General features: G+C 64.7%; 19 protein-coding genes and 1 riboswitch. Of the genes, 11 read left to right on the forward strand and 8 right to left on the reverse strand.

Features of this window, described 5'->3' with window-relative positions; genetic code table 11:
- Window positions 1-4: 4 nt before the first annotated feature.
- A complete protein-coding gene (locus ACLBKS_RS14420; protein ID WP_410193499.1) occupies window positions 5-448 on the reverse strand; it encodes a universal stress protein in 444 nt (147 codons plus the stop codon).
- Window positions 449-566: 118 nt separating this feature from the next.
- Window positions 567-3,389, reverse strand: a complete 2,823-nt coding sequence (locus ACLBKS_RS14425) for a DNA internalization-related competence protein ComEC/Rec2 (protein ID WP_410193500.1) — start codon at window positions 3,387-3,389, stop codon at window positions 567-569.
- Between the two features lie 100 nt (window positions 3,390-3,489).
- Between ACLBKS_RS14425 and ACLBKS_RS14430 the strand changes: the two genes are divergently transcribed.
- Window positions 3,490-4,857: a diguanylate cyclase gene (locus ACLBKS_RS14430; protein ID WP_410193501.1), complete on the forward strand. Its 1,368-nt coding sequence runs from the start codon at window positions 3,490-3,492 to the stop codon at window positions 4,855-4,857.
- Between the two features lie 12 nt (window positions 4,858-4,869).
- Window positions 4,870-6,093 carry a winged helix-turn-helix domain-containing protein gene (locus tag ACLBKS_RS14435; RefSeq protein ID WP_410193502.1) on the forward strand — a complete coding sequence of 408 codons (1,224 nt, stop codon included), beginning with the start codon at window positions 4,870-4,872 and terminating at the stop codon, window positions 6,091-6,093.
- A 61-nt stretch (window positions 6,094-6,154) separates the two neighbouring features.
- Here the strand turns inward: ACLBKS_RS14435 and ACLBKS_RS14440 are convergent, their stop codons facing one another.
- Window positions 6,155-6,985 (reverse strand): TOBE domain-containing protein, encoded by an 831-nt coding sequence (locus ACLBKS_RS14440; RefSeq protein WP_410193503.1) that lies wholly within the window; start codon window positions 6,983-6,985, stop codon window positions 6,155-6,157.
- A 154-nt stretch (window positions 6,986-7,139) separates the two neighbouring features.
- On the opposite strand from ACLBKS_RS14440, the gene modA reads away from it, so the two are divergent.
- The 3 genes from modA to modC are packed head-to-tail and all read left to right on the forward strand — an operon-like array spanning window position 7,140 to window position 9,784.
- Window positions 7,140-7,934, forward strand: a complete 795-nt coding sequence (modA, locus tag ACLBKS_RS14445) for a molybdate ABC transporter substrate-binding protein (protein WP_410193504.1) — start codon at window positions 7,140-7,142, stop codon at window positions 7,932-7,934.
- Window positions 7,935-7,943: 9 nt separating this feature from the next.
- Window positions 7,944-8,627 carry a molybdate ABC transporter permease subunit gene (modB, locus tag ACLBKS_RS14450; protein ID WP_410193505.1) on the forward strand — a complete coding sequence of 228 codons (684 nt, stop codon included), beginning with the start codon at window positions 7,944-7,946 and terminating at the stop codon, window positions 8,625-8,627.
- On the forward strand, window positions 8,624-9,784 hold the full coding sequence (modC, locus tag ACLBKS_RS14455; RefSeq protein ID WP_410193506.1) for a molybdenum ABC transporter ATP-binding protein: 1,161 nt from the start codon (window positions 8,624-8,626) through the stop codon (window positions 9,782-9,784). The genes modB and modC overlap by 4 nt, the downstream gene beginning before the upstream one ends.
- Before the next feature lie 33 nt (window positions 9,785-9,817).
- Here modC and ACLBKS_RS14460 read toward each other — a convergent pair whose 3' ends face one another.
- The gene (locus ACLBKS_RS14460) at window positions 9,818-10,753 is read right to left on the reverse strand and encodes a 2-dehydropantoate 2-reductase (protein ID WP_410193507.1); all 936 of its coding nucleotides are present in this window, start codon (window positions 10,751-10,753) and stop codon (window positions 9,818-9,820) included.
- Window positions 10,754-10,867: 114 nt separating this feature from the next.
- Here ACLBKS_RS14460 and ACLBKS_RS14465 point away from each other — a divergent pair, with 114 nt between their 5' ends.
- Together ACLBKS_RS14465 and ACLBKS_RS14470 are read left to right on the forward strand one after the other, a co-directional pair.
- Window positions 10,868-11,698 (forward strand): cupin domain-containing protein, encoded by an 831-nt coding sequence (locus ACLBKS_RS14465; protein ID WP_410193508.1) that lies wholly within the window; start codon window positions 10,868-10,870, stop codon window positions 11,696-11,698.
- A 46-nt stretch (window positions 11,699-11,744) separates the two neighbouring features.
- Window positions 11,745-11,910, forward strand: a riboswitch (yybP-ykoY riboswitch).
- Window positions 11,911-11,925: 15 nt separating this feature from the next.
- Window positions 11,926-12,510: a TMEM165/GDT1 family protein gene (locus ACLBKS_RS14470; protein ID WP_410193509.1), complete on the forward strand. Its 585-nt coding sequence runs from the start codon at window positions 11,926-11,928 to the stop codon at window positions 12,508-12,510.
- Window positions 12,511-12,692: 182 nt separating this feature from the next.
- On the opposite strand, the gene ACLBKS_RS14475 is transcribed toward ACLBKS_RS14470, so the two are convergent.
- From ACLBKS_RS14475 to ACLBKS_RS14490, 4 genes are all read right to left on the reverse strand, one after another.
- Window positions 12,693-13,940 carry a hypothetical protein gene (locus ACLBKS_RS14475; protein ID WP_410193510.1) on the reverse strand — a complete coding sequence of 416 codons (1,248 nt, stop codon included), beginning with the start codon at window positions 13,938-13,940 and terminating at the stop codon, window positions 12,693-12,695.
- A 367-nt stretch (window positions 13,941-14,307) separates the two neighbouring features.
- Window positions 14,308-14,916, reverse strand: coding sequence for a hypothetical protein (locus ACLBKS_RS14480; RefSeq protein WP_410193511.1), 609 nt, complete (start codon window positions 14,914-14,916; stop codon window positions 14,308-14,310).
- Between the two features lie 117 nt (window positions 14,917-15,033).
- On the reverse strand, window positions 15,034-16,176 hold the full coding sequence (locus tag ACLBKS_RS14485) for a DNA alkylation repair protein (RefSeq protein WP_410193512.1): 1,143 nt from the start codon (window positions 16,174-16,176) through the stop codon (window positions 15,034-15,036).
- Window positions 16,177-16,269: 93 nt separating this feature from the next.
- Window positions 16,270-18,612: a putative bifunctional diguanylate cyclase/phosphodiesterase gene (locus tag ACLBKS_RS14490; protein WP_410193513.1), complete on the reverse strand. Its 2,343-nt coding sequence runs from the start codon at window positions 18,610-18,612 to the stop codon at window positions 16,270-16,272.
- Between the two features lie 180 nt (window positions 18,613-18,792).
- Here ACLBKS_RS14490 and ACLBKS_RS14495 point away from each other — a divergent pair, with 180 nt between their 5' ends.
- The 4 genes from ACLBKS_RS14495 to fdhF all read left to right on the forward strand — a co-directional run bounded on the left by ACLBKS_RS14495 (window position 18,793) and on the right by fdhF (window position 24,846).
- A complete protein-coding gene (locus ACLBKS_RS14495; RefSeq protein ID WP_410193514.1) occupies window positions 18,793-19,617 on the forward strand; it encodes an EAL domain-containing protein in 825 nt (274 codons plus the stop codon).
- 249 nt (window positions 19,618-19,866) lie between these two features.
- Window positions 19,867-20,349 carry an NAD(P)H-dependent oxidoreductase subunit E gene (locus ACLBKS_RS14500; protein WP_410193515.1) on the forward strand — a complete coding sequence of 161 codons (483 nt, stop codon included), beginning with the start codon at window positions 19,867-19,869 and terminating at the stop codon, window positions 20,347-20,349.
- Window positions 20,346-21,926, forward strand: a complete 1,581-nt coding sequence (locus ACLBKS_RS14505) for a formate dehydrogenase beta subunit (RefSeq protein WP_410193516.1) — start codon at window positions 20,346-20,348, stop codon at window positions 21,924-21,926. The genes ACLBKS_RS14500 and ACLBKS_RS14505 overlap by 4 nt, the downstream gene beginning before the upstream one ends.
- 34 nt (window positions 21,927-21,960) lie before the next feature.
- Window positions 21,961-24,846, forward strand: a complete 2,886-nt coding sequence (gene fdhF, locus ACLBKS_RS14510) for a formate dehydrogenase subunit alpha (RefSeq protein WP_410193517.1) — start codon at window positions 21,961-21,963, stop codon at window positions 24,844-24,846.

Below are 24,846 nucleotides of genomic sequence, written 5' to 3' on the forward strand. Positions count from 1 at the left end.
CGTGTCAGCGCAGCACCAGTACCGGCACGGTCGAGTGCGTTAGCACCTGCTGGGTTTCGCTGCCCAGCAGCAGCCGCTTGAGGCCCTTGCGGCCGTGAGAGGCCATCACGATGAGGCTGATTTTTTGTTTCTTCGCGGTGGCGATGATGGCCTCGCTCACCAACTCGGCCTTCACGACCTGCCCCTTGGCTTGCACTCCCTTGGCGCTGGCCGTTTTCACCACGGCATCCACCACGGCCTGTGCTTGCGTGGTCCATTGCTTCTCGATCTTGGCGATGTCGCTGGTGGGAAGCATCAGGCCCCCTTCGTAATACGACTGCGGGTAGCGTGGCACGACCTTGAGCGCGACGAGTTCGGCGCCGCTGAGTTTGGCCAGCGCGATGGCGTGGCTCACGGCTTTTTTCGACAGGGTGCTGCCATCGGTGGCAACGAGGATGCGCTGGTACATGAGAGCTCCTTTCGTGTGAGTCGGTAAAGCGACCCGGCCATTGTGGATCGCATGGGCCGGTTTGGCGACATCCTTGGCGCGTTTTCGGCTTGTCTCTTTGATCTGGCGCAAGCTTCTTTCAGGGGCGGTGCTGCCAGTAGCGCGGGTCGGCCACCCGTTCACAGCGCAGTGACTCGGGTTGCGCGGAGCGCCAGGTCGCGGCGCCACAGCGTGGGCTGTCGTGCACCGTGATGCCTCGCGCGCTGTAGCGGGCGATCACCTCCGGCGCAGGGTGGCCGTAGCGGTTGCGGTAACCGGCCTGGACCAGGGCGATGCGCGGAGTTACCGCGTCGAGGAAGACTTCCGAGCTGGAAGTCTTGCTGCCATGGTGGGGCACCAGCAGCAGATCCGCCGCCAGCCAGCCCGGTTCTTGTGTCGCCTGGGCCGCGAGGCGCGCTTCCTGCATTTTTTCGATGTCACCGACGAGCAGGGCCGTGCGAGGCCGTGCGCCCTCGGGCGCGGCGGCGCGCACGCGCAGCACGCACGACACGGTGTTGGCGCGTGGCGTGCGTCCGGCGATCAGCCCGTAATCTCCGGCTTGCGGGTGCAGGATGTCGAACCGCACGCCGTCCCACTCCCACGATTGCCCGGCTTCGCAGCGCACGGCCTGGCGTCCCGTGCGCAATTCGTGCGAGAGGTCCAGCGAGCTCAGCAACACCGCTCGGGGGTGAGCGCTCAAGATCGCCGCGGCGCCGCCCGCGTGGTCGGTGTCGCGGTGGCTCAGCAGCAAGGCGTCGAGTCGCACCCCGAGCGCGCGCAGCAGGGGCACGAGCACGCGCTCGCCCGCGTCGCTTTCATTGGTGTAGCGCGGTCCCGCGTCGTAGAGGATGGCGTGCCGCGCGGTGCGCACCAGCACGGCCTGGCCTTGCCCCACGTCCGCAGCCAGCAGTTCGAATTGTCCCTGCGGGGGCACCGGCGGTTGCCACAGCAACACGGGCAGCAGCAAGGGCAGGCCTGCCAGGCGCAGGCTCCAGGGCAAGCGCAGCACCAGCAGCAGCCCGCCCACCACGCCGACCCAGGCCAACCACGGCGGGGCTTGCGGCACGCTGTAAGTGGCCAGGGGCAGCGCGGCCATGGACGCGAGCAGGGTATTGAGCCATTGCACCGCCCAGGCCGCCGCGTCCCAAAGCGGCGCGCTGTAGACCGCCAGCGGTTCGGCCGCCACGCCCAGGCTGCCCAGCAGCGCCAGCGGTGTCACGACCAGTGTCACCCAGGGGATGGCGACCAAATTCGCCAGCAGGCTGATCAGGGACATCTGTCCAAAAAACAGCAAGGTCAGCGGCGCCAGCGCCAGCGTGACGATGCCTTGCTCGCGCAGCAAGCGCACCAGGGGTCGCAGCACGCGGCTGCCCCAACGTGCGAGCGCGCGGTGGTTTGAGGCATCGACGGCTTCCGCGCTCGCCTTGGTTACCTCCTCGGTTCGTCCCTGCGCGAACAGCACCCCCACGGCGACGAAACTCAACCAGAAACCCGCTTGCAAGCAGGCCCAGGGGCTCACGGCCAGCACTACGGCCGCCGCCGCCAGCCAAAGCAGCGGCCAGGGCCAGCGACGACCACTCAGACGCAGCAGCGTCACCACGGCCAGCATCAACACCGTGCGTTGCGCGGGCACGCCCCAGCCGCTGAACACGGCGTATGCGGTCGCCAAAAGTAAGCCGCCCAGCAGGCCGGCCTGGGTGGCGGGCCAGCGCAGGCACAAGCGGGTGCCCAGCACAGGGGTGTAGCGCCACAGCGCGCCGACCAATCCTGCGGCCAGCCAGGCGAACAGGGTGATGTGCAGGCCGGAGATGCTCATCAGGTGCGCGACGCCCGTCGCGCGAAACACGTCCCAGTCGGCGCGTGCGATGGCTTGCTGGTCGCCCGTGACCAGCGCCGCGACCACGCCATAGGCATTGCGCAGGTTCATGGCGTCGACACGGTCTTGTGATGGGTCGGCCAGCGCGGGGCCGGTGACCGGGGAGGGCGCGGCCATCTCTGTCGGCTTCGCCGAGGGTGGCTCGAATTCGGCGGGCGTCCGGGCGGAGACGGTGGCGGGCCGGAGGGGCATCACCGGCGTGGCGGCTGGCGCGCGCTGAACGATGGCGTCCCGCACGGCCTGGCGCGCTTGCTCAACGCGGTACCGGCTGGCCCACGCGGGGGGCGCTGCGCTCAGTAGGGCGGGTACCGGGTCGCGGCGCGTCGTTCTCACGTAGCCAACGGCGTGCAGGTCTTGTTCCCACATCCACAGCTCGTAGTCGAAGCCGTGTGGATTGCGCGCACCATGCACCGCGCGCAGCCGCGTGTTGAAGCGCCAGCGCTCGCCCGCACGCAGGTCAGGAGCCTGGATGAAGGGTTCGAGCAAGGCGCCGTTGTCGTCACGCCAGGCGCCGTACCAGGTCAGCATGAGTTGCTGGGGCACCTGCAGCGTCTTCGGGATGGGCGCCGCGCGACCCTGCTCGAAGAGCTGGGCCGATTCCACCTCGAACAGAAAGCGCGTGCCGTTGTCCGTGCGCTGCGGCATGGCGGCGATGTGACCAGTCAACGTCAAGTCGCGCCCTTCCAGTGCGGGGGGCAGGGCTTGGGCTTGCCGATGCAGTGCCCGCCACCCCGTGCTGCCATAGGCCAGCAAGACCGCAGCCACCAGGGCCAGCAGCGTCGTGAAGAAGGGCTGGTCGGTTCGAATCCGGGCCGACGATGGAGGCCCGAGGCGCGCGATCGGTCTCAGGCTGCGCCAGGCCGCAGTCAGCAAAGCCAGGCCGGAGGCGGCGAGCAGTGCGTAACTGGCCTGGGGCCACAGCTGGGCCTGCTGCACTTGCACCGCGATGCCGATCAGCCAGCCCAGCAGAACGGGTGTGATCAGGCGTGCGGGGTTCGCCGATTCAGGGTAACTCAGAGGTGCGGGTGCGGCTGGCGGCGACGACATGGGCAGAGATGCTAAGGCAGGCGGGCCGCGCCCGGCCCCGGGTGTACTTCTTGATGCACCTTGACATGCGACCCGGATTCCGGCGCTGTAACATCTTGGGATGAAAGAACTTGGAACGGGTGGCGAGCCCGGCGAGGTGGCCGGCAAAGTCGCCGGCGCGTCTGGCTCGCCGCTGGACCTGCTGCGCGGAGAGAACGCGCGCCTGCGCGAACAGCTCGACAGCGCGCAGGATCAGCTGTCCGGCTTGCGCACTCAGTTCGACCGCCTCTTGAGCGAAGCCCGCCTGAACCAGGCCAAGCTGCGCCGTTTTGACCAGATCGAGCGTCAACTGATCGCGGCGCCCTCCCTCACGGCCTTGGTCCAGGCGCTCTTGGTCGACTTTGGCGTGCTCTTTGAGCTTGACGCCGTCACGCTGGCCCTGGTGGACCCGCAGTACGAAGCCGCGCGCGTGCTCAGTGAAGGTTGGAGCGAGTCCGCTCAAGCCGCGATGGACGATGCCGAAACTCACCCACAAACCACCACGGAATCACCTCCCGCTTTCCAATCAACTTCCGGCGAACGCAGCGAAAAGCCGGCCCCGGATACCACGCCGGGCACCGACTGGTTCGCTCGGCTGCTGTTGCTGGGCAGCGGGCAACTGCTGAGTCAGATTTATGCGCGCGGTTGGCGACCCATGCTGGGCTCGCCCGATCCCGCCCAGGCCGCGCTTTTTCAGGGCGTGAATGTGCGTGGTCTGGGCAGCACGGCCTTGCTGCCTTTGCTGCACCGGGGCGAATGCATTGGCAGCCTCAATTTGGGCAGCCGCGATTCGGCGCGGTTTTCGGCGGGCAACAGCACCGATTTCCTGGAGCGTCTGGCCGCCTTGGCGGCGATTTGCCTGGACAACGCCCTCGTGGCGGAGCGCCTCAAGCTGGTGGGCCTGACGGACGCACTGACCGGCGTGCACAACCGCCGGTATTTCGAGGCCCGCTGCCTGGAGGAGGTCAAGGCCGCCCAGCGCAGTCGGCAGCCCCTGGTCTGTTTGCTGCTCGATGTGGATCACTTCAAGCGCATCAACGACACCCATGGCCATCCGGCGGGTGATGCCGTGCTGCGCGAGGTGGGGCAGTTGATCCGAGGTCAGTTGCGTGGCAATGATGTGGTCGCGCGTTATGGCGGCGAGGAGTTCGTCTTGTTGCTGCCGAACACCCCGCTCCAAGGCGGCGTGGAGACGGCGGATCGCATCCGGTTGGCGATCGCCGCGGCGGCCATGCCGGTGCAAACAGATCTCTCCACGCCCTTGCACATCACCGTGTCACTGGGCGCGGCTCAGCTCGACGTGGAGGAGCGCAAGCCTGCCGCGGGCAGCGATGCCGCGCCGCGTCGTTTCACGCCGGTGGAGGGCATGAAGCTCTTGGTGCACAAGGCCGACCAGGCGCTGTACGCCGCCAAGCAGGCAGGTCGCAATCGCGTGCAAGCGGCGCAGTGAAGTGGTGACTCGGTGACGCAGCATTTGTCGCTGAGCGCCGCCCGCGCGCTCCACCTGTCCGCCCAAGGTCTGTTGACGCCGCCGCGCAAGAAGGCCGTCAAGGCCGACGTGCTGGCGGCCATCGAGCGCATGGCCTTGCTGCAAATCGACACCATCCAGGTGGTCGCGCGCAGTCCCTACTTGGTGCTGTTCAGTCGCCTCGGCGCGTATGACCCGGCTTGGCTGGATCAGACCTTGGCCGAGGGAACCCTCTACGAGTACTGGGCCCACGAAGCTTGCTTCGTGCCGACACAAGACTACGGCCTGCTGCGCCACCGCATGCTCGACCCCTCGGGCATGGGCTGGAAGTTCTCCGCGCGCTGGATGGAGACGCACCGCAAGGACATCGACGCCTTGCTCGCGCACATCCGCGCGCAGGGTCCGGTGCGCTCGGCCGACTTCGAGCGCCAGGGTGCGGCAAAGGGCAAGGGCACGGGCTGGTGGGACTGGAAACCCGAGAAGCGGCACCTGGAGGTGTTGTTCACGACCGGCCGCCTGATGGTCTCGGAGCGCCGCAACTTCCAGCGTGTCTATGACCTGGCCGAGCGCGTGCTCCCGCACTGGGACGACCGCCGTGACCTGCCCCCGCCCGAGGTCGCGCAAGCGGCCATGGTGCGTCGCTCCTGTCGGGCCCTGGGCCTCGTGAAGGCGGGCTGGGTCGCGGACTACTACCGCCTCAAGCGGGGCAAGTACGACGCGGCGCTGCACGCGCTGGCCGACGAGGGCGTGCTGCTGCCAGTGCGCGTTGAGGGATGGAAGCACGACGCCTTCGTGCACGTCGATCTGGCGCCCTGGCTGGCGCAGGCCGAGGCGGGAGAGCTGGCGTCGACCGTGTCCACCTTGTTGTCGCCTTTCGACCCCGTGGTCTGGGACCGCAAGCGGGCGGTGGAGTTGTTCGATTTCGATTACCGCCTGGAGTGCTACACGCCTGCCGAAAAGCGCCAGTACGGCTACTTCGTGCTGCCCATCCTGAGTCGGGGCAAGCTGGTGGGTAGGCTGGACGCCAAGGCGCATCGCAAGCAGGGCGTCTTCGAAGTCAAGGCGCTCTATCTGGAACCGGGCCTGCGAACCAGCCAGCGGTTGATCGGCGACATCGCCTTGGCAGTGCGGCGCTGCGCCGCGTGGCATGGCACGCCCACGATCAGCGTGGGCCAGGCGCCCTCGGCCGTGGCTAGCGCCCTGACCGCCTCGGCGTGATGCGCTGATCACACCAGCCTGCGCGCCAGCTTTTTTTTGGGACACCGCTGAGGCGGTGAACTCAATCGACCGCCGCGATCACCACGGCCGACTCGTCCAAGCCGATGTAGGCCGTCTGCCCAGTTCGTAGCCCATGACCCGCCGCCGCGAAGCCCACGATGGACGGGCCGGAAACACCGGGTTCGCTGGACAAGCGCAGGCTGACCTCTCCGCCCGCCGCCGCCCGCGAAGCACGCATGACCACACCCGTCAGTCGATTGATGGCGTCCGCGAGCTCGTCTCGCACTCCGCCACGCGCCGACGCGGGCCGTGCGGTGACACGCACCGCCGTCGCCTTGCACAGCGCCAGCACTGGCAGCCCCGGGCGCAGGCCGAGCAATTGGGCGCTTTCACGGGTGATGCGCGCGTGCAGGGCCATTGGCGTTTCGCCATCGCGTGCCAGCAGCAGCTGGACCCGCACCTGGCCTTGCACCGACCGCAGGGCGCCGACCGTGCACGCGAACTGGTTGCGCATGCTGGTGCGCAAGGCCGATGCGGCGCGACTGGACGCCGCACCTGCGGTGGCACCGTCGTTGGCCTTCGTGTCCAGCGTTGCCAAGGCCAGGGCACGCGCCTGGGCCAAGGCGTCGGCGGCCTGCAGCACGCGCTGACCCGCTGCGGTCAACACCGCGCCGCCACCGCCGCTGCCCCCCACGGCCTTCTCCACCAGAGGCAAGCCTGCCAGATTGCCCAGCGTTTCCAGGGCCTGCCACGCGGCCTTGTAGCTCACGCCCGCGCCGCGCGCGGCCTCCGAGATGGAGCCGACCTGGCCGATGCGCCGCAGGATGTCGATGCGCTTGTCGCTGGCTTCGAAGCCCAGCACGTCGGCCAGCGGCAATGATTTTTTGCTCATGGGGCTATGGTAGTCGTGCGTCGTTTGGGCATGCCGGTGCATTCGCTGATCTTGATGTTCATGGCTTGGAGTGGATCGCTATTCTTGCTGTGAATAGCGGTTCGTTGTTTCGTGCTAGAGTTTCGCTGTTCATTTTAGGAATAGCGAGACCGTCATGATCCAGCGCTTTGTCTTTGTATTTCTTCCAGCCTTTACCGCGTTTCTGAGTTTGTTTGCTGTGCCGCTGACGGTCGCTCGCGCTGGCGAAGTGAATGTGGCCGTGGCCGCAAACTTCACCGCGCCCATGCAGAAGATCGCCCCGATGTTCGAGGCGGACACGGGCCACAAGGCCGTGTTGTCGTTTGGTTCCACGGGCAAGTTCTACGCGCAGATTCAGAACGGCGCGCCGTTTGACGTGCTGCTGTCCGCCGACGACACAACACCGGCCAAGCTGGAGCAAGAAGGGCAGGGCGGTGGCGGCAAGGACGGCCGCTACACCTACGCCATCGGCACGCTGGTGTTGTGGAGCAAGCAGCCTGGCCTGGTGGACGCGAAGGGGGAGGTGCTCAAGCGTGGTCAATTCGACAAGATCGCCCTGGCCGATCCCCGGCTCGCGCCCTACGGCGCGGCGGCGGTGGAAGTCTTGACCGCGCTCGGACTGCTTGATGCGCTGAAACCAAAGTTTGTGCAGGGCCAGAGCATCGGCCAGACCCACCAGTTCGTGGCCACGGGCAACGCGACGCTGGGCTTCGTCGCACTGTCGCAGGTCTGGGCGCCGGACGAGCAGGGCGGCAAGCTGAAGGAGGGTTCGTTCTGGCGCGTGCCTGCGAATCTGCACCCACCGATCCGGCAGGACGTCATCTTGCTCAAGACGGGGCGAGACAATCTCGCCGCGGTCGCCTTCCTGCAATACCTGCGCGGCGAGAAGGCCCGAGCCGTGATTCGGTCTTTTGGTTACGGTCTCGACTGATCTGGGGCGATGGTGTTTTCCGATGACGACTGGCAGGCCATCCGGCTCACGCTGGAACTGGCCGCGCTGACGACCTTGCTGCTGCTGCTCGTCGCCACGCCCCTGGCCTGGTGGCTGGCGCGCAGTGCTTCACGTTGGCGCGCGCCCGTCAGCGCGCTCGTGACCTTGCCTCTGGTGCTGCCTCCCACGGTGCTGGGTTTTTACTTGCTGCTGCTGATGGGGCCCAACGGCTGGGTGGGGCAGATCACCCAGGCGTTGGGCTGGGGCTCACTGTCGTTCACCTTCACGGGCCTGTTGATCGGCTCGATCATCTTCTCTCTGCCTTTTGCGGTGCAGCCGCTGCAGCACGCCTTCGAGTCTCTGGGCGCGCGTCCCTTGGAGGTGGCGGCCACGTTGCGGGCGCGTCCGCTCGATGCCTTCTTCACCGTGGCCCTGCCGCAGGCCAAGGGCGGGGTGCTGACGGCGGCCATCCTGAGCTTCGCGCACACCGTGGGCGAGTTCGGGGTGGTGCTGATGATTGGCGGCAACGTTCCCGGGCAGACCCGCGTCGTCTCGACCCAGATCTACGGCCATGTGGAAGCCATGGAATACACGCAGGCCCACTGGCTCGCGGGCGGCATGGTGCTGTTCAGCTTCGGGGTGCTGTTGGTGCTGGCCGGTCTGCGGCGCGGGCGTGATCGGGTCATGCCATGAACAAACTGGCAGCGCATGACGAGGAGCAGGCCGAGCAGACCCGGGCGGACGTGCCTTTTCAGGTGCGTCTGAGCCTGGCGCGCGCGGACTTCACGCTCTACGTGGATCTTGATCTGCCCGCGCGCGGCATCACCGTGCTCTACGGGCCTTCGGGTTCGGGCAAGACCAGCGTGCTGCGTTGCGTGGCCGGGCTGGAGCGCGCGCGATCCGCTGCCGTGGATGCACCAGCCCGCGTGGTCGTGGGCGGCGAAGTTTGGCAGGACGAGGCGGCGGGCGTCTTCCTGCCCACGCACCGCAGGCCATTGGGCTACGTGTTCCAAGAAGCCAGCCTGTTTGAACACCTCGACGTGCGCGGCAATTTGCACTACGGGCTGAAGCGCAGCTGGCGCGGCGCGCTCCTGGCCCAAGGTCAGCGCACGCTGGACGAGGCCGTGGCCTTGCTGGGCATCGACCACCTGCTCGCGCGGCGCGTGCAGCAATTGTCGGGCGGTGAGCGCCAGCGCGTGGCCATCGCACGGGCCCTGGCCACGGGGCCGCGCCTGCTGTTGCTCGACGAACCGCTGGCAGCGCTCGATGCCGCGCGCCGACAAGAGATCCTGCCCTGGCTGGAGCGCCTGCGCGACGAGCTGCGCCTGCCCATGCTCTACGTCACCCATTCGGCCGATGAGCTGACGCGGCTGGCTCAACACCTGGTGGTGCTGGACCGTGGACAGGTGCGCGCGGCTGGCCCCGTGGCGCAGGTGCTGTCCGCCCTCGACAGCCCCCTGGTGCTGGGCGAGGACGCAGGCGCCTTGCTGCAAGGCACGGTGCTTGAGCGCGATGCGTCCTGGCACCTGGCCCGCGTTGGCTTCGAGGGGGGTGAGTTGAGCGTGCGCGACGAGGGCCTGCCCGTGGGCCGCGCGGTGCGCCTGCGCGTGCTGGCCCGCGACGTCAGCTTGGCACTGGTTGAGCCGCAACAGACCAGCATCCAGAACCTGCTGCCCGCCGTGGTGGATGCCATCGTGCCCGATGCCCACGCTTCGCAAGTGCTGGTGCGTCTGCGTTGCGGTGAGTCTGTGCTGCTGGCACGCATCACCCGCCGCGCTTGTGAGGCGCTCGGCTTGGGCCCGGGGCTCGCCGTCTGGGCGCAGGTGAAGTCGGCCGCGCTGGTGCGTTGAAAGCACCGGGCTGGGGGCCGACAGGGACTGGGCTCAGGGCTGCGTCGTGGATGGCGCTTTGGCTTGCGCGGCCCGTACCGCCATGTGCGTGTAGGCCAGACGCAGCAGGTCCACGCCCACGCCAAGCTGCTGGCCACGGCGCGCCAGCGCGCCCAGGATGTGTTCGTGCTCGGTGGGTAGCCCGCCTTGCAGGTCCCGCAGCATCGAGGCCGTGAAGGCCGAGCCCGGCTGCGTCAGCATCGTCAGGGCCTGGGTCTGCGCCGCCGCGCCGACGGCGTGGTCCTCGGCCTGGGCCACGGCGCATGCCTGTGCATACATGGCGCGCGTCAGGGCTTCGCCTTCACTCGTCGCCACGATCTCGCCCACCGAGCCTTGGCAAACCGTGGTCATGCCCGCCAGCGTGGCGAGGAAGACCCACTTGTCCCACAGCACCTGTTCGATGTCCTCGCTGAGCACGCTGTCGTAACCGGCGCCCGTGCCCAGGGCTGCGAAGTCGCGTGCCAGGGCGGCGTGGGCCGGGTCGCGCGCACCGACGGTCAGGCGGTGCAGATCGCTGAGTTGCTTCACCACTCCCGCGGGCGTGAGCGCGGCCGCGATGTGGGCCACGCCGCCCATGACGCGCGCGCGGCCGTAGCGCGCATCCAGCGCCTGTAGATGGTCGATGCCGTTGAGGAAAGGCAGCAGCACGCCGCGCCCATCGGCGCGCGCCAGCGAGGCCAGCGCGCTGTCCAGGTCATAGGCCTTGGGCGTGAGCAAGATCAGGTCATAGTCCGGCCCCACGGTTTGCGCCGTGACCGTGCGCGGCTGCACGCTGAAAGGGCCGCGCGGCGTTTCGATCTTCAGGTCCTCGCTGTCCACCTGCTGCTTGCGCCGCTCGCGCAGCAGAAAGGTGACGTCCGCGCCCGCCTGGATCAGGCGCGCGCCGAAATAACCGCCGATGCCACCGGCGCCGAGGATCAGGATTTTCATGTCGAGGTTCCCTCTGGAAGTTGAATCGTGTGAGACCGCATCGTAGAAGGTAATCCGGTACGATGGGTGATCAAAATGACCAATTGATTTACCGTTCGTCCTGGAGTTGGCCTTGTGGACCGACTGACCGATTTTCTACAGCGCTTCGAGTTGCGCGCCATGTTGCTGCACAACGGTGCATTAGTGCGTCCCTTGCAGGCCGAGACCTCCGAAGGCACGGGCCGCCTCTATCTGCTGCGGCGCGGCACGGTGGAACTGGCCGGACCGGGCCGACGCGCCTGCGTCCTGCGCGAGCCCTCGCTGATCTTCTACGCCCGTCCCCAGCGCCATGTTCTGCGGTCCGCGGGCGAGGGGCGCGCCGATGTGCTGGGCGCGGCGGTTGAGTTCGGCGCGGGCGACGAAAACCCGCTGCTGCAAGGGCTGGATCTGCCCCTGTGCCTGCCCTTGGCCAGCATGCCGGGCGCGACTGCCTTGATCGACTTGCTGTTCGAGGAGGCCACCAGCCGCCGCTGCGGCCAGGCCGCAGTGCTGGAGCGACTGTCCGAGGTGTTGGTGGTTCGCCTGCTGCGCCTGGCCATGGAGCGCAAGTTGATGGACCGGGGTGTCATGGCCGGGCTGTCCGATCCGAGGCTGGCGCGCGCGTTGACCGCCGTGCACGCCGCACCCGAGTCGGGCTGGACGCTGGAGCGCATGGCCGCGCGCGCAGGCATGTCGCGTTCGCGCTTTGCGGAGCATTTCAGCACCGTCATGGGCCTGCCTGCCGCCGAGTACCTCAAGCGCTGGCGGGTGGGCTTGGCCAAGCGTTTTTTGCGCGAAGGGCGAGCCGTCAAACAAGTGGCGCTGGACGTGGGCTACGGCAGTTCGGCCAGCTTCGGCCGCGCTTTCGCGCAGATCGAGGGCATCACACCCACAGCCTGGTTGCGTGGCTCACATGAAGTCGCTTGAGCTTGAAGCAGGCGGCCGGGTCGGCCTCAGACCCGCTGTTAGAATCCGCCTCGTCATTGGGGAGTAGCCGCTCTTCACCCTGAAGAGGTTTGCGTCAACACACTTGGCCTATCGGCCATGGCGTAAGCAGCTCCTGGCCTGGCAAGACCTTTGACCACGAAGCCTCCGAATTGGCCGGGGATGCGTCGTGGTCAATCGTCTCTGTACACCGGCCTTGGACATTTCTCATGGAAGCACTCCTCGTCTCCACTGGCGTCGTGGCCCTAGCCGAAATCGGCGACAAGACCCAACTGCTGGCCTTCATCCTCGCCGCCCGCTTCAAGCGCCCCTGGCCCATCATCTGGGGCATCCTGGCCGCGACCTTGCTCAACCACGCCCTGGCGGGCGCCGTGGGCGCCTGGCTCACCAGCCTGGTCAGTCCGCAAGTGTTGCGCTGGGTGCTCGGCTTGTCCTTCATCGCCATGGCCGCGTGGACCCTGGTGCCCGACAAGATGGACGACGATGACAGCGATGCCCGCAGCGCGCAGCGCCTGGGTGTGTTTGGCGCGACCTTCGTCGCTTTCTTCTTGGCCGAGATGGGCGACAAGACCCAGATCGCGACCGTGGCCATGGCCGCACGCTACGCCGAAGCCTTCCTGGTCGTGGCGGGCACCACCCTGGGCATGATGCTGGCCAACGTGCCCGCCGTGCTGATCGGCGACAAGCTCGCGCACAAATTGCCCATCCGCCTGGTGCACGGCATTGCGGCGCTGATCTTTGCCGTGTTGGGTGTGGCGACTTTGCTGGGTGCGGGGGCCAGTCTCGGGTTTTGAGGCGTCCCTGTGACGATCAGCCAGGGGCTGGGGCCCTGGCGCGGGGGATTGTTTGGACCGTAAGCGTCGAAAACAATCGTTATGGGATGTTCTACGAACGTGGAGTGGCTGATCAGCAGCTGTACGCGTCGGTGGTGATCAGCAAGCGGTTCAAGGGTGAGCCTCAGAAAACTGTCACCCGTTTAGTCTTGATCCTTCATTTCGGGTCCGATCTGAACCCAGGATCCGCGAGTCCGGCTAACCTCCCGTTTGATGATCATGGCCTCAAGATCATCATTGGTCGAGCGACGAGATGCCGTGACGGTCGACGCCGATTCCCAGCGCTTTATATCCTCCAGCAGCTTTTCGTGTACAGCGCCGTCGATTTTTTCTGGGTTAACAGCTGTGGCCGGTTCCAGCAAATTCGGCGTGTACTTTTCGAAGAGTTTGCGAATGAGACCTTGTGATTCCGTTGGTAGTCTGTTGGCAAATTTGTAGATGCCTTGCTGCTTTTTCTGTGTCGGCATTGCGCCGTAGTGAGCGCTCAAGGTTGCCAAATCGGCCTTTAGATCAATTCCCCATACGAATTCCTGGTTCGGTCGCATGAACAGCGGAGCACATTGACGATGTAGTTTGTCACTTGACGTGAACAGAGTGCAGAACGGCAGATAGAACAAATAAGCCATGTCCACCTTATGGCTAGAACGGGTGCTCGCCACAAGGTTGGCTCCCAAGGCAGCGCGAAAGAATAACTCGACGCGCAAGATGTGGTTGGCATAAGGCGCGAATATCCGTAGCGGTGGCTTGCCCTTGCGCTTCCATCGATCTTTAATATGCAGGCGTAGTTTGAGTGGAATCTTCAATACTTCCAGCATTCCATCGAAGCGAAATGGCGTCTTCGTTAGATCAGCAGCAATTGAATCAGCCAACTTAAGTGCTTCACCCAAGCTCTTGCATGTTTTTGAGTTAATACCGATCTGCTTCATGGCGTGCTCGATAGCAGATAAATCGATGTTCTCTACCTGAGTGCGCCACTCTCGTGCACTGAATCTTTCAACTTCGAAGAAGTCCCCTCTCTGCCACCGGTGAAAGGCCCTCGCTTCCCGAGATACCTCAGCAATTGCACCTTGCTTGCCACTGCGTATGACTTGCCGCATTCCCGCCATGGGAATCTGCCCAGTCAATGGCACTGGATTTCCCAGCAAGTCTTGAATGCAGAGCTCCATATGAAAATAGCAAGGGCCTCCGTGGAGCTGAGGTGTCTTCGCAGCAATGATCCCTACTTCTTCTTCGGGAGTCTTTCCATTCCTTGGCGCTTTGTAGAGATCCGCTAGCGTCTCAATATAGAAAAGAGGGGCAATCACTGGATAGAAGAAATTGTCAAACCAGACGGCCTCGTCTAGGCTTAGGCCTTGCAGGAATGATTTATCGAATAGAGTGATCGGTCCCACTTGCGTATGCCTCCTCTTAACAGAGTGAACCGCAACAGAAATAGTCTAGGGTTGGTTCGCAAAGTTGAATCGCCTATCGTGGATCGCGCAGAAATTTTTCCTCAAAGTACTGCGCGCGAATGTATTTTTTTGATCGTTTTCAGTTCCCTGCACAAAAACTTCGAATTACCTTTTTTCTATCAATAGATTGGTCTGTCGTGATTGCTGATCTGGCCACGATCTTGCGTACGAGTAAGTCATATTTTTTAGTGCGGAAACTTCTTGCGAATTTTTTATCTAGCACTTTATCCTCGCTGGTCGGCCGCAAGCCGACGTGTATTAATCCAGGAGCTATATCAGCATCTAGACTTGAAACTTTCAGGTTGAATTAATTATCAAGGCGCTTTTCAGCTTTCTTGACCTGCTCCTCAATCCAGCGAACAATTTCTGGAGGTGGGTGTTTGTTCTCATCGAAGAAAATTTTTACACGGTGCTTGGTACGCAGAGAGTGAGCGGACGCGAGCTCCAAGACTGCCCAATCAAGATGAGGCAACACCAACTGATGCAGTGCATTCTCAAGTTGAGCGGCCTCGGATGCCGGAAGTTGGGATTGTGTGGTCAATTTCATCGGCAATGATTGAAGATCCAGTATTCGATCTTTTGATCGCAACTGGAAAGCCAAAACAGGATCGACTTCTGCCAATGACGAGATAGAGTCGTTGTATCTCTTGTGAATATCAGGATCAATCGGGAATATTTCCTTCAACATGTTGCCCAGAACTATTGAGAATTCGGCCGGAAGGGAGACATGTCTCCGGAGTTCCCGGATCACTAAGTCAATGGCATTCATTTGATGGCGCACCTCAAGCAATTCACTTAATGCTCTAGCGATGGACCTCTTTCTTGCTTGACGATCCTTCCATACTGAACCGGCTCCAGTGATCGCTGCTCCTAGTAGAACGCCAAGCAATGGAATTAGTAGTTCTATTAATTTCATCTTGCTTCTAAATTTTTTCCATTAAAAATCGCCGATCAATCTCATTTTTTTGTCCGTGTTCAATAATCCAAGTGGCTGCAACCATTCTGGATCTGCCCACTGACCCTAAGCCTCGCTTCATTCCGTCACCAAACGGAATCGCCCCGTTCCCACACTCACCCCATTGACCAGCAACTCCACCGCATGCACGCCCGCATAGTGCTTGCGCGTGGTGTAGTCCTGCACGGTCTGCTGTTTCTCCAGCGTCAGCGTGGCGCCCGCTTCCAGCGGCAGGGTGCGCCACTTGAACACCTTGCGGCTGGTGTCGCCGTTTTTCTTGACGTAGTGGATGGCGTAGTCCACCACGAGGTTCTGCGTGGCGCGCGCGGTGGAGCGTAGTGTGGCGCTCAGCCGCAGGGGTTGGCCAAGCCGCAGCGTGGCGGGTTTCACGCTGAAGTGGTCTAGCGCCACTTGCACGTTCGCGCTCGCACCGATGAGGCCGAGCGCGCGGGGGTGGCCGGCCTTGATGAGGTTGCGCAGCGCGTGCTTGGCGATCCAGCCCGTCTCGGGCTGGTCGGTGGGCCAGCTTTCCAGCAGGTCCAGCATCCACTCGGGGTGGTCCTTGGCGATGTCGTTGAGGTGGTTGGCCACCGAGCGGCGCACGTAGTCGCTGGGGTCGGCTTGCAGCCGTTCGAGGATGGGCAGGGCGTGCCGGGGTTCGGCGATGAACAGCGGCAGGCGACGCGCCCAGGGCAGGCGCGGGCGCGTGCCTTCGCTCGCCAGGCGGCGCACGTGCTCGTTGTCGTCCTCAGCCCAGCGCAGGGCGTGGGCCAGCGCCGCCGCCGGGGCCTGCGCGAGGAAGGGGCGCACGGCGAACTCCGCGCTGCTGTAGGGCGTGAGTTCGCGCAGCGCGTCCAGTGACAAATCGAAGTGACCCAGGCCATGCCGCCCGACGAACTCGGGCAGCACCAGGCCGGGCAGGCCGCGCGGTGCGTGCGGCGCCATGCGGCGCAGCAGGGCCAGGGCGCGCGGGTAATCCTCGGGCAGGTGGGCGCGCAGGCCGTCGGCTGCGTGGGCGATGCGCGCCATGATGGACAGATCATCCAACCCGCGCCGGGTGCGGGCCAGAAAGGCCTTGCGGTCGAAGGCGGGGTGCACCTGCAATGCTGCGTCGGCGATCTGCGCCAGCACCTGGGCGTCGAGCAGGTTCTTGAGCAGGGGGGCGGATTCCTGCGCTTCGGTGGCGGTGGAGGTGGCAGTAGCAGTAGGGGGGCGGGCCATGGACCGATTGTGCCGCGCGCTTTGAACTGCGCTGGAGCGCGCAACATCAGTGCGCGTGAGCCCGCTCAGCGCATGGCCGTTGCGGTGCGTCTCTCAGGGCCAGCGGCCCGAAATCGGATCAGCTTGCGACCTTTTGGACACTTCGGCTTCGAAGTTGCGCTGGAACTCTGCCAGCGGCCTCGGGCGGGAAACCAGATAGCCTTGAATCTCGTCACACCCCGCGGCGCGCACCGCTTGCATCTGTTCCACCGTCTCGACGCCCTCGGCCACCGTGCGCATGCCCAGGGTGGAGGCCAACTCGGCGATCATGTGCACGATCGCGCGTGACTGCTCCAGCGACAGCAATTCCTTGACGAAGGACTGGTCGATCTTGAGCGTGTCGAAGGGAAAGCTGCGCAGGTAAGAGAGGGATGAGTACCCCGTGCCGAAGTCGTCCATGGCCAGGTGCACGCCGGTCTGGCGGATGGAGCGCATCAGTTGCAAGGCCTGCTCCGCGTTTTCCATGAACACCGACTCGGTCAGTTCCAGTTCCAGGCGGCTCGGTTCCATGCCCGAACTGTCCAACGCCTCGCGCAACTGGCCCAGGAAATGCCCGCTCAGCAATTGGGCTGGCGACACATTCACCGCGACGGTGAGACCGGCCAGTTCCTGCGTGCCAGCACGACAGGCCTCCCGCAGTGCCCATAGGCCCATCGCGTCGATCAGGCCACACTGTTCAGCGACGGGGATGAACTCGCCGGGCGAAATGGGGCCCAAAGTCGGGTGGGTCCAGCGCATCAATGCTTCCGCCCCTGTGATGCGGGCCGAGGCAAGATCCAGCTTGGCTTGCCAATGCAGCACCAGTTCACCGCGCTCCAGCGCGCTGCGCAAGCCTTGCTCAATCGCCAATTGCCGCCGACTGTGTTCGCCCAGCAGAGGGGTGTAGCGCGCCCAGCGCCCGCGCCCCGATTCCTTCGCCGCGTACATGGCCATGTCGGCCTGCACCAGCAACCCGTCCAGCGAAACAGGTTCGTTGTGGCGCAGGGTCAATCCCACGCTGGCGCCGATGCGCAGGCTGCGCGAGCCGATTTCCACGGGCTCCGCCAGGGCGTCGACCACGCGTTGCGCCAGCTTGTCGGCCTGGGGCAGATCGGTCGGCTCGGACAGCACAACCGCGAACTCGTCGCCACCGAGGCGCGCCAGCAGCGCCTCGGTCGGAAGGTGCGCGCGCAATCGCTCCGCCACCGCTTGGAGGACGGCATCGCCCGCACTGTGACCGTGGTTGTCGTTCACCGCCTTGAAGCGGTCCAGGTCAATGGCCAGCAAGGCAAGAGGGCGCTTCTGCCCGATCAGCCGGTTCAGCGTGTCGCGCAGCATGAATCGGTTGGCCAGGCCGGTGAGCGAGTCGGTGTGGGCCAGTCGCCTCAAGGTTTCTTCGTGTCGCACTTTCTCGGTCACGTCACTGAGTACTCCGCGCCAGCCCAGGAAGGCGCCGTTCTCATCCGACAGCGGCTTGCCATTCATCAGCAGGTGCACGATGCCGCGCCCATCCTGGAGGGAAAGTCGCAGGTCCCGGAATGGCTGACCCGATGCCAATTGCCTGCCCAGCACGTCGGCCCCCGTGACGCATCGGGGCAGCAGCAGATCGAGCAAAGCCCCGCTCTCCGGCACGTCGGGCGACAGACCCAGCAGTTCGCGCAGGCGGATCGAGGTGTGCCGCAACCGTCCGGCGGCGTCGGTTTCCCACAGGGCGTCGCCCGCGTTCTGCTCAAAGTCCTGAAGCAGTAGCGACAGCATCTGTTCCTGCCTCGCCGATTGCGCCTGCGCGCGCAGCAGCGCAGTGGCCTTGTACCAGTTCACCAGCGAACCAATCACGACGATGGGTGCATACAGGCCCACAAGCAAGGCAACCTTGGCCGCGGGCGCGCTGCCGACGTTGATCAACGCTCCGATGGAGCCGAGGGTAATGGCCCCGGCCCAGGCCAGGCTTGCATAGGGCAAGGGGCTGAGCACGAAGCTGCCAGCACCGAGCATGCCGCTGATCAGCGCAACCAAGGGAAGTTGTTGTCCGACGCTTGAACCCTCGAACCACAGCAGCGGGAGCACGCCCCAGACCGAGGCGAGCAGCAAGGCATGCACTGTGGCGCGACGCACGCTGCGCGACGAGGCGGTGAGAACAGGTCGCCCTCGACGTCGTAGCCAGTTCAGCATGGCCAAGCCGCACACGGCGCACAGCGCAAACATCCAGACCCAGAGGCCGAGCGGAATGTCAGGCGTGAAAGACAACAGCGTCAAGACGCCGCTGCCGAAATTGGCGACCATCAGCGGCGGCGTCAACCGGATCACCGAACTGAGGTGAGCGCCCCGCAAGCGCGCGGCCTCGGGTTCCGCGCCGTCGTACATCGCGGTGATGTCGGCTCGCAGTTCACGCAGGGACGGGTGGCCGGGTCTCGACATGGGAGTGACAGGTGGCTTTGATTTCTTATAGCACGCGGCGCGCTTCCCGTGCTTGACGTTGGTCAGGAGTGACGCAGCTTATGCCCCTAGGGTATACGCACATCGACAAATCCCGATGTCTGTGCAGTAGTAGCACGCTGCCCGTGCCGCTCGATGATGATCCTGCTCGATAATCTTGACATGCGCAGCGACTCCACACCCCGCTTCAATCCCTCATTTCCCGTCGACTTTGTGCCCTTGCAAGGCACCCCACGAGATTGCGAGGATTGCGGCAAGGCGGAGCGGGTGGGTTTTCAGTTCGACTACGCATTCCAGCCCATCGTGGACGTTGCCGCGCGCACGGTCTTCGCGCACGAGGCGCTCGTGCGGGGCCCGCAGGGCCAAGGCGCCGCCAGCGTGCTGGCCCAGGTCAACGAGCACAACCGCTACCGTTTCGACCAAGCGTGTCGGGTCAAGGCCATCAAGTCGGCCAGCGAGTTGGGCATCGCCGAGCCCATCTCAGTCAACTTCCTGCCCAACGCCATCTACAAGCCCGAGCTGTGCATCCGCACGACCGTGGAGGCCGCCCGGGCTCATGGTTTTCCCGTGCAACGCATCATTTTTGAAGTGACCGAAGGCGAGCGCATCGAAGACGGCCCCTGGTTCGCGGACATCCTGCGCGAGTACAAGCGCTGTGGCTTCATGACCGCGATCGACGACTTCGGTGCCGGTTACGCGGGCTTGAAGTTGCTCTCCGATTTCCAGCCCGACCTGATCAAGTTGGACATGGACCTCATCAGAGGGGTGCATGTCGACAAGCCGCGTCAGGCGATTGTTCGCAGCATGGTGGCCTTGTGCGCCGACATGGGCATTCAGCTGATCGCCGAAGGCATCGAGACCGTGGCCGAGCGAGACTTTCTGAGCGACGCTGGCATCCGTCTGATGCAGGGCTATCTGTTTGCCCGTCCGGCCTTCCGTTCCACCGCGCGGATCGACCCCGCGGTCTTCCCGACGACATCGGCCTGAAAGCAGAAGGCTCCGATGTGAGCGGGTGGCACGCACTGCCGCCCATGGAGGGGGGGATAGGGTGAAGGCCCAAGTGAGAATGAAGCAATTGACATGAATTCTCATTCGCAAGGGTGTGTGAAATTGCGCTGTCACATTCACGGAATGAATCAAAGCATGTCCTAAACAAATTTGCCTTTGATCGAATACGCGATGAAACTCATCGCACAGTCCCGTCCATCCCTGCGGGTCAGACCGAGCGAGGCAAGCATGAACAAGACCACGGGCGCAGCCCGGAACCATCCCTCCAGCCCAGAGCAGAGAGCGGCGGTGCGCGCGGTGCTCGACGCGCGCAGCCAGCAACCCGGCGCTTTGCTGCCCATCCTGCACGACATCCAGGATCAGTTGGGCTACATCCCCGCCGATGTCGTGGCCGACATCGCCGAAGCCCTCAATGTCTCTCGGGCCGAGGTGCATGGGGTCATCACTTATTACCACCACTTCCGCAGCGAGCCCGCCCAGGGCGCCGTGGTTCAGGTTTGCCGGGCCGAGGCCTGCCAGTCCTGCGGTTCCGAGGCGCTGTGGGAACACGCCAGCAAGAAGGCTGCTGGTCAGAACGTGACGCTGGAGCCGGTGTATTGCTTGGGCCTGTGCGCCACCGCCCCCGCCGTGCAGATCCAGGACAAATTCCACGCACGTGTGACACCCACCAAGTTCGACCGTCTGCTGGCGCAGCTGAAGGAGGCCGCATGAGCACCACCGTGAAGATTTACGTGCCGCGCGATTCGGCCGCCCTGGCGCTGGGCGCGGATGAAACCGCCGCTGCGGTGTTGGCCGAGGCAAAGAAGCGCAACATCGCCATCGAACTGGTGCGCAACAGCTCGCGCGGCCTGTTCTGGCTGGAACCTCTGGTCGAGGTCACGACCAAGCAAGGCCGCGTGGCCTACGGCCCGGTGCAGGCCGAGGATGTGGCCGGTCTGTTCGACGTCGGCTTTCACAACGGCGGCGCGCACAAGCTCGGTCTCGGGCTGACCGAGGAGATCGCTTACCTGAAGAATCAGGAGCGCCTGACGTTCGCCCGCATGGGCATCACCGACCCGGTGTCGCTGGAGGACTACCAGGCGCACGAGGGTTACGCCGGGCTGCGCAAGGCGCTCGAGATCAAACCCACGGACGTGGTGCAGCAGGTGCTCGACTCCGGCCTGCGTGGCCGTGGCGGCGCCGCCTTCCCGGCCGGCATCAAGTGGAAGACCGTGGCTGCGGCGCAGGCGGATCAGAAATACGTGGTCTGCAACGCCGACGAGGGTGACTCCGGCACCTTCTCCGACCGCATGACCATGGAGGGCGACCCCTACATGCTGATCGAGGGCATGACCATCGCTGCCATGGCGACGGGTGCCACCCGCGGCTACATCTACGTGCGCAGCGAATACCCGCACGCGATCGCCAACCTGAATGAGGCCATTGTGCGCGCGACGAAGGCGGGCTTCCTGGGCGACAACGTGCTGGGCTCGGGCCGGGCCTTCCATCTGGAAGTGCGCAAGGGCGCGGGCAGCTACGTCTGCGGCGAAGAAACGGCCATGCTGGAAAGCATCGAGGGCAAGCGCGGCATCGTGCGCGCCAAGCCGCCGATCCCGGCCCTGCAAGGTTTGTTTGGCAAGCCCACCGTCATCAACAACGTCATCACCTACGCCTCCGTGCCCATCATCCTGGCGCGCGGCGCGGCCTTCTACGCCAACTACGGCATGGGCCGTTCCAAGGGCACGCTGCCGATCCAGCTCGCGGGCAACATCAAGCATGGCGGCCTGGTGGAAAAAGCCTTCGGTGTGACGCTGCGTGAACTGGTGTTCACCTACGGCGGCGGGACGGCCAGCGGTCGGCCCGTCAAGGCGATCCAGGTCGGGGGTCCGCTGGGCGCCTACGTGCCCGAGCAGCACTGGGACTTGCCCATGGACTATGAAGGCTGGACGGCCGTGGGCGCGACCGTCGGCCATGGTGGCATCGTGGTGCATGACGACACCTCGGACATGCGCAAGTTGGCGCGCTATGCCATGGAGTTCTGCGCCATCGAATCGTGTGGCAAGTGCACGCCCTGCCGCATCGGCTCCACGCGCGGCGTGGAGGTCATCGATCGCCTCGCCGAGGCGGATCGCCAGGGCAAGCCCGAGGTCAAGGCGCAGCAGGTCAAACTGCTGCGCGACCTGTGCGACACCATGGTCAACGGCTCGCTCTGCGCCATGGGCGGCATGACGCCGTTCCCGGTGCTGTCCGCCCTCAACCACTACCCGCAGGATTTCGGCTTGTCCAACCCGGACAAGAAAGCCGCCTGAGTCCCGGACCACCGAACCTTTGAAGGAGCGCACCATGCTCGACCATCTGAAGCTTGAAATCGACTACGGCACGCCCCTGCGTGAATCCGAGAAAAAGGTCACGCTGGAGATTGATGGCCAGACCGTCACCGTGCCCGAAGGCACGTCGCTGATGCGCGCCGCGGTGGACGCGGGCGTGAAAGTGCCCAAGCTGTGCGCCACCGACAGCCTGGAGCCCTTCGGCTCCTGCCGACTCTGCCTGGTGGAAGTGGAAGGGCGGCGCGGTTTCCCGGCCAGCTGCACCACGCCCGCTGAGAATGGCATGAAGGTGCACACGCAGACCAGCAAATTGCAGGAGCTGCGCAAGAACGTGATGGAGCTGTACATCAGCGACCACCCGCTGGATTGCTTGACCTGCTCGGCCAACGGCAATTGCGAACTGCAAGACATGGCGGGCGTGACCGGCCTGCGCGAGGTGCGCTATGGCCAAGGCGCTGACGCGGGCGCGAACCATTTCAAGGGCGAGAGCAAGCCCCTGATTGACTTCTCGAACCCCTATTTCAACTACGACGCGAGCAAGTGCATCGTCTGCAACCGCTGCGTGCGCGCTTGCGAGGAAACGCAGGGCACCTTCGCCCTGACGATTTCCGGCCGTGGTTTTGACAGCCGGGTCTCGCCCGGCCAGGACGAGCCCTTCATGGCCTCCGAATGCGTGAGCTGCGGCGCCTGCGTTGAAGCCTGCCCCACGGCCACCCTGCAAGAAAAGAGCGTGGTGCAGCTCGGCCAGCCCGAGCACAGCGCCATCACGACCTGCGCCTACTGCGGCGTGGGATGCGGCTTCAAGGCTGAGATGAAGGGAAACGAAGTCGTGCGCATGGTGCCTTGGAAGGACGGCAAGGCCAATGAGGGCCATGCATGCGTCAAGGGCCGTTTCGCCTGGGGGTATGCGACGCACAAGGACCGCATCACGAGCCCGATGATCCGCAAGAGCATCAATGACCCTTGGCAGGAAGTCAGCTGGGAAGAGGCCATCAACTACACGGCCAGCGAGTTCAAGCGCATCCAGGCCAAGTACGGCCGGGATTCGGTGGGCGCCCTCGTGTCTTCGCGTTGCACCAACGAAGAAGGTTATCTGGTTCAAAAGCTGGTGCGCGCGGCCTTCGGCAACAACAACGTGGACACCTGCGCCCGCGTCTGCCACTCGCCCACGGGCTACGGTCTGAAGCAAACGCTGGGTGAGTCCGCTGGCACGCAGACCTTCAAGTCGGTGGAGAAGAGCGACGTCATCATGGTGATCGGTGCCAACCCGACCGATGGCCACCCGGTGTTTGGCTCGCGCATGAAGAAGCGCCTGCGCGCTGGCGCCAAGTTGATCGTGGTGGACCCGCGCCAGATCGATCTGGTCAAGAGCCCGCACATCCGCTCGGACTACCACCTCAAGCTCAAGCCTGGCACCAACGTCGCCATCATCAGCGCCTTGGCGCACGTGGTGGTGACCGAGGGCCTGGTGGACGAGGAGTTCGTCAAGGCGCGTTGCGAGATGAAGTCTTTCAACGAGTGGCGTGACTTCGTGGCCAAGCCCGAGAACTCGCCCGAGGCGATGGAAGCCGTCACCGGCGTGCCGGCCGAGCAGATCCGCGGCGCCGCGCGCCTCTTCGCCACCAAGGGCAAGAACGCCGCCATCTACTACGGCCTGGGCGTGACCGAGCACAGCCAGGGTTCGACCATGGTCATGGGCATTGCCAACCTGGCCATGGCCACGGGCAACGTGGGGCGCGAGGGTGTGGGCGTCAACCCGCTGCGCGGCCAGAACAATGTGCAGGGCTCCTGCGACATGGGCTCCTTCCCGCATGAACTGCCGGGCTACCGCCATGTGTCGGACAGCACCGCGCGCAGCCTGTTTGAAAGCGCCTGGAACGTGGAACTGCGCGCCGAGCCCGGCCTGCGCATCCCCAACATGCTGGGCGCCGCCGTGGACGGCAGCTTCAAGGCCCTGTATTGCGAGGGCGAGGACCCGGTGCAATCCGACCCCGACACCCAGCACGTGGCCCATGCCCTGGAGTCCATGGAATGCGTGGTGGTGCAGGACCTGTTCCTGAACGAAACCGCCAAGTACGCGCATGTGTTCCTGCCAGGTGCATCCTTCCTGGAAAAGGACGGCACCTTCACCAATGCCGAGCGCCGCATCTCCCGCGTGCGCAAGGTGATGCCGCCCAAGGCCAAGTACGCGGACTGGGAAGTGACGCAGATGCTGTCCAACGCCCTGGGCTACCCGATGAACTACAAGCACCCGAGCGAGATCATGGACGAGATCGCCGCGCTGACGCCGACCTTCAAGGGCGTGAGCTTCGACAAGCTCGACAAGCTGGGCAGCGTGCAATGGCCGTGCAACGACGAGGCGCCCGAAGGTACCCCGACCATGCACATCGGCAGCTTCGTGCGCGGCAAGGGCAAGTTCATCATCACCCAGTACGTGCCGACCGACGAGAAGGTCACGCCCAAGTACCCGCTCATCCTGACCACGGGCCGCATCTTGTCCCAGTACAACGTGGGCGCGCAAACCCGCCGCACGGAGAACGTGCACTGGCACAGCGAAGACCGGCTGGAAATCCACCCGCAGGACGCGGAAGACCGCGGCATCAAGGAAGGCGACTGGGTCGGCATCCAGAGCCGTTCGGGCTCGACCGTGCTGCGTGCCATCGTCACCGACAAGGTGCAGCCGGGCGTGGTCTACACGACCTTCCACTTCCCCGAGTCGGGCGCCAACGTGATCACGACGGACAACTCCGACTGGGCGACCAACTGCCCCGAGTACAAGGTGACGGCGGTGCAGGTACTGCCCGTGACGCAGCCGTCCGAATGGCAGAAGGGCTACGAGCGCTTCAACCGCGAGCAGTTGCAGCACTTGCAAGCCGCTCAGGCCGAGGTGGTGGGCAAGTAA

Source organism: Hylemonella sp. W303a (genome assembly GCF_046452315.1).
Lineage (GTDB): Bacteria > Pseudomonadota > Gammaproteobacteria > Burkholderiales > Burkholderiaceae_C > Hylemonella.

Coding starts and splice junctions, on each gene's coding strand:
- modB (WP_410193505.1), top strand. CDS start 7,944: ATGGTGTTTTCCGATGACGACTGGCAGGCCATCCGGCTCACGCTGGAA.
- ACLBKS_RS14430 (WP_410193501.1), top strand. CDS start 3,490: ATGAAAGAACTTGGAACGGGTGGCGAGCCCGGCGAGGTGGCCGGCAAA.
- ACLBKS_RS14500 (WP_410193515.1), top strand. CDS start 19,867: ATGAACAAGACCACGGGCGCAGCCCGGAACCATCCCTCCAGCCCAGAG.
- modA (WP_410193504.1), top strand. CDS start 7,140: ATGATCCAGCGCTTTGTCTTTGTATTTCTTCCAGCCTTTACCGCGTTT.
- ACLBKS_RS14425 (WP_410193500.1), bottom strand. CDS start 3,389: ATGTCGTCGCCGCCAGCCGCACCCGCACCTCTGAGTTACCCTGAATCG.
- ACLBKS_RS14460 (WP_410193507.1), bottom strand. CDS start 10,753: ATGAAAATCCTGATCCTCGGCGCCGGTGGCATCGGCGGTTATTTCGGC.
- ACLBKS_RS14495 (WP_410193514.1), top strand. CDS start 18,793: ATGCGCAGCGACTCCACACCCCGCTTCAATCCCTCATTTCCCGTCGAC.
- ACLBKS_RS14480 (WP_410193511.1), bottom strand. CDS start 14,916: ATGAAATTAATAGAACTACTAATTCCATTGCTTGGCGTTCTACTAGGA.
- ACLBKS_RS14470 (WP_410193509.1), top strand. CDS start 11,926: ATGGAAGCACTCCTCGTCTCCACTGGCGTCGTGGCCCTAGCCGAAATC.
- ACLBKS_RS14490 (WP_410193513.1), bottom strand. CDS start 18,612: ATGTCGAGACCCGGCCACCCGTCCCTGCGTGAACTGCGAGCCGACATC.
- ACLBKS_RS14505 (WP_410193516.1), top strand. CDS start 20,346: ATGAGCACCACCGTGAAGATTTACGTGCCGCGCGATTCGGCCGCCCTG.
- ACLBKS_RS14485 (WP_410193512.1), bottom strand. CDS start 16,176: ATGGCCCGCCCCCCTACTGCTACTGCCACCTCCACCGCCACCGAAGCG.
- ACLBKS_RS14420 (WP_410193499.1), bottom strand. CDS start 448: ATGTACCAGCGCATCCTCGTTGCCACCGATGGCAGCACCCTGTCGAAA.
- fdhF (WP_410193517.1), top strand. CDS start 21,961: ATGCTCGACCATCTGAAGCTTGAAATCGACTACGGCACGCCCCTGCGT.
- modC (WP_410193506.1), top strand. CDS start 8,624: ATGAACAAACTGGCAGCGCATGACGAGGAGCAGGCCGAGCAGACCCGG.
- ACLBKS_RS14440 (WP_410193503.1), bottom strand. CDS start 6,985: ATGAGCAAAAAATCATTGCCGCTGGCCGACGTGCTGGGCTTCGAAGCC.